Here is a 4,529-nt window from a genome sequence, read left to right on the forward strand (position 1 = left end):
CCGGACTTAAACCATGTATTCATTGAATTAAACCTCTGTTCCGGAATTACATCGAGCTGTATTTGTCGCGCAGACGTTGGCGAACAAATTCAGCAATGGTGTTAAAGAAAAAGGTAAATACGAACAGCACAAAGGCTGCCAGGAACAAGATTCGGTAGTGTGAGCTTCCAACTTCCGATTCCGGCATCTCGACTGCAATGTTTGCCGACAAGGTGCGCATACCTTCAAAAATGTTCCAGTCCATAATGGGTGTGTTACCGGTTGCCATCAGTACAATCATCGTCTCGCCTACGGCGCGTCCCAGCCCCATCATAACCGCTGAGAATATGCCCGGACTGGCGGTTAGCAGAACCACTTTAGTCAGGGTTTGCCATGGTGTAGCACCCAGCGCCAGCGAACCGTTAGATAAATGCTTCGGCACACTGAATACCGCATCTTCTGCAATTGAGAAAATGGTTGGGATAACCGCAAAGCCCATCGCAATACCAACAACCAGGGAATTACGCTGATCGAAGGTAATACCCAGCTCATTGGTTAAATAGCCACGCACATTGCCATCGAACAACACTTGCTCAACCCAGGGACTAAGGCCAAACGATAACCAACCCACCAGAATAACAATAGGTATGAGCAGCAAAGCGGCTCGTCCATCAGTAACGGTGTTACGAATATGGGAAGGTAACCTCGACCATAAGAATGCCGTCAGTATTATCGCCGCCGGCACCAGCAGAAACACGGCTATCAGGCCCGGAAGATACCTCTCGATTATCGGTGCCAGCCAAAGACCGGCCAAAAAGCCGAGAATAACCGTCGGTAAGGCTTCCATAATTTCAACGGTCGGTTTGACGTATTTACGCACCGACGGAGACATAAAGTACGCCGTGTAAACAGCAGCAGCCAAACCAATAGGCACAGCAAACAGCATTGCATATGCGGCTGCCTTGATGGTGCCAAAAGCAATAGGAACCAAACTGTATTTAGACTCAAAGTCATCGGAACCAGAGGTCGACTGTCAGGTGTAGTCAGGCTCAGGGTATCCTTCATACCAGACTTCCTGCCACATAGCGCTCCAGGTAACCTCGGGGTGTTCGTTCTTAATATCAAACACACTGAAGCGATCACCACTTTGCATAATCAGGTAGTTGGCACGTGGGTCGACCATGACATGCTCTAAACTCGCCTCGAGAGGATTCCCCCGGTACAAGTCCGCCTCTGATGTCGTATAGAATATACCCAGTTCCCCATTTTCTGAAACGGTATAAAAAGTACGCCGATAGTATTCAACTTCAATATCTTTAACCGGCGAGCCAGCATCAAATGAGCGAATGTATTGATATTGACGACCTTCATCTGTCGATACCTGGAACCACTGTGTTACCAGCCCGGTATCATGAGTCACCAATATAGAGCTTGCTCCGGCCATTAAATAGAGGCCCGTGGCATTACCCTGCTCACGCGCATTAACCAGCATTAATTCACGCTCACTTACCTGACCTGAAATTCCGACATCGAATACATGAATTCGGTTACCGCGACGCGCCATAACCTGACGTAAATCCGGAGTGACAATTAAGTCATCGATAGTACCGTTTAGTGTCACCTTATGAAAAACCGGCTTTAATGTCGTTTCGCCAGTCATAAAGTTTTCTTCTGCTGCGTACTTGGTAATAAGCAAGTTATTACCGCCCTGCACAGCAGCAAACATCATAGTGTCACCATCGCTCTCGTAAGCCAGTTTTTCTAAAGCCTGACCACTTTCATCGACAACTAATGGTTCACCATTATTCAATACCTCCACACGCGGCGTTATCGTACGCTCAAGTGCGCCTGTCTGAGGGTCTTCAGCAAAAGACACTTTAAATTTAGGCTGAACCACCATCGCTGTACCGTCGTTCAGACCGTATGCGTACTGCTTATTGACCGGCAGTGTGCTGGCAAAGCTCGTTATTTTGTCATCAGAGACCACTTCTTTTGAGTCGATGATATCGCCGGCCTTACGCTTAACGATAGATTTATCGGCCAGCGCGAAGAACTCAAATTTCCCCGATTTCATTAGACGGTAACCAATTTCGGCCTGCTCCTCCATGCCAAGTGCTTCTACATCATCACTGTTTGGCAATGAAAAGCTCTGTTCCTCTTTTAAGGAAACCGACTCGAAAATAGGCTGAACAACATAAAGCAGATAGAAAAAGATAAGCAACAGCGCTACCAACACCATAATGCCACCTAAAGTGACACTATAGCGAGCGGCACGATCTTTAAAGAGTCGTCCCCGGTTAGCGGCTAATTGTTGAGCTGACAGTGATGCCATCAGAAACCTCAGGTTTGAATACGCGTTACTAAAATTCTGCAAATAGTTTAGTTGAAAAATATGACAGTATTGTTACACCACTGTCATATTTTCTTAATAATGCAGTAATAGTTATAAAAAAGCCGGTAGCAAGCTACCGGCAAAGCAGTCTCAGGGACAAATTAATCTAAGCCAAGCTTTTTCAATTCAGCTTCAACAACCGCTTTAGGCAGTCCAATGTAACCGTCCTTATTGACAATATCCTGACCTGTTTTTGACAAGATCATGCGCAGAAACTCACCTTCTGCTTTACCCAGTGGTTTCGTCGGATGCTTGTTCACATAAATATATAGGAAACGAGCTAATGGATATTGACCTGCCAACGCATTCTCAGCAGTTGCGCCGATAAACTCCTGACCTTCGGCTTTTGCGATAGGCACCGCTTTAACACCTGAAGTCACATAGCCGATGCCGGAATAACCAATGGCATTAATTGAGGTTGAAACTGACTGCACAACCGACGCTGAACCGGGCTGTTCATTCACGTTCGAGCGGAAGTCGCCGTCACACAGGCCAATTTCTTTAAAGTAACCATAGGTACCTGATACCGAGTTACGGCCGTAAAGCTGCAAATCACGGTTAGTCCACTCACCTTCCATGCCCAGGTCACCCCAGCGATTAACCTGCTCGTTCAGGCCACACTTGCGGGTTGAAGAAAATATTGCGTCAACTTCCGGAATCGTCAGACCTTCAATTGGGTGGTCTTTATGCACAAAAACGGCCAAAGCATCGATAGCAACACGAACTGGCGTAGGTTTGTAACCATGGCGCTTTTCAAAAGACTCGATTTCTTTTGACTTCATTGCGCGGCTCATAGGACCGAAGTTTGACGTGCCTTCAGTTAAAGCCGGTGGAGCCGTTGAAGAACCTGCCGCCTGCACCTGAATGTTTACGCTTGGGTAGTTACGCTTAAACTCTTCACTCCAGAAGGTCACCATATTGGCCAGGGTGTCAGAACCCACTGAAGATAAGTTGCCGGATAAGCCACTTACTTTTTTGTATTCTGGTAAGTCGTCAGTGGCCGCTGCCAATGTACTGAATGCCAGTGAGCCTGCAACAACTAAGCCTGTTAATGTCTTGTTCAAAGTAGATTGAAACATAGTGTATTCACCTCTAAGGGTTATTGAACTGTTTTCGAATTATGGCCAGTTTAAGACGCTTATGTGACAGCTTTATGACAATGTGAAAAATTTATGACTAATTCACTAAAAGTCCGCTCGGAATGCGAAATGAAAAGCGACTGCCTTTTTCTAGTGAACTATTAATATCCAACTGTGAGTTATGATGCTCTATTGCATGCTTAACAATAGAAAGGCCCAGCCCGGTTCCGCCACTGGCACTGTTACGATCATCCTCAACCCGGTAAAAACGTTCGGTTAGGCGAGGAAGGTGTTCAGCGGGTATGCCTTTACCATTGTCCGTGACGCTAAACTCCGCACCGCCGGCCACTCGTTTCCACGACACCGTAATGTTCCCGCCCTCTGGCGTATAATAAATAGCATTGGTTATCAGGTTCTGCATGGCACTGCGCAGAAGGTTTTCTTTACCGTAGATTCTGACAGGAGCCACCTGGAACTCAATAGTATGCTGCTTCGCTTCATTTAAACGTTTGGCTTCAGCCTGCAGTTGTTCAAGCATAGCTGGCATATCCACTTCATGGTCGAATACGTCGTCACTGGGCGTTTCCATGCGTGACAACGTCAGCAACTGATCAACCAGGTTCGACATACGAGTACTTTGAGCATTCATGTTTTCAACGGCTTTTTTCAACATGGCCGGCGGCGTTTGCTGTGGGTCGTCCATCATTTCCAGATAGCCCTGCAGTACTGTCAATGGCGTCTTTAATTCATGCGATACATTGGCCACGAACTCCCGACGCAAATTTTCCAGCCGTTTCACCTGCGTCACATCACGCGCAACCAACAAGAACTGATCTTCGCTGTAAGGCATGATACGAATTTCAATATCCAGGCTTTCGCGTATTGGCGATGGTATTGTCAGCTCTTCTTCGAAGTTACCTTCGTTCAGGTAGGCATAAAATTCCGGGTGACGAATAAGGTTCGATAAACGTTGACCGGCATCGTCAGGCCAGCGCAGGCCGAAATAGAACTGGGCTAACTTATTACTCCAAAGCAAAGCACCGTCAGCACGGAAGACAATAGCGGCGTCGGGCAAGGCA

General features: G+C 47.0%; 2 protein-coding genes and 1 pseudogene. All 3 read right to left on the reverse strand.

Annotated elements, in window-relative coordinates; translation table 11 throughout:
• Window positions 1-46: 46 nt before the first annotated feature.
• Window positions 47-2,311 (reverse strand): annotated as a pseudogene (locus tag B3180_RS07145) (ABC transporter permease subunit).
• A gap of 161 nt (window positions 2,312-2,472) precedes the next feature.
• On the reverse strand, window positions 2,473-3,450 hold the full coding sequence (locus tag B3180_RS07150; protein WP_286843763.1) for a PstS family phosphate ABC transporter substrate-binding protein: 978 nt from the start codon (window positions 3,448-3,450) through the stop codon (window positions 2,473-2,475).
• 97 nt (window positions 3,451-3,547) lie between these two features.
• The coding region (phoR, locus tag B3180_RS07155; RefSeq protein WP_286843765.1) for a phosphate regulon sensor histidine kinase PhoR at window positions 3,548-4,529 on the reverse strand (982 nt) is incomplete at its 5' end.

Source organism: Idiomarina sp. UBA4206 (assembly GCF_002383015.1).
GTDB classification, from domain to species: Bacteria; Pseudomonadota; Gammaproteobacteria; order Enterobacterales; family Alteromonadaceae; genus Idiomarina; species Idiomarina abyssalis.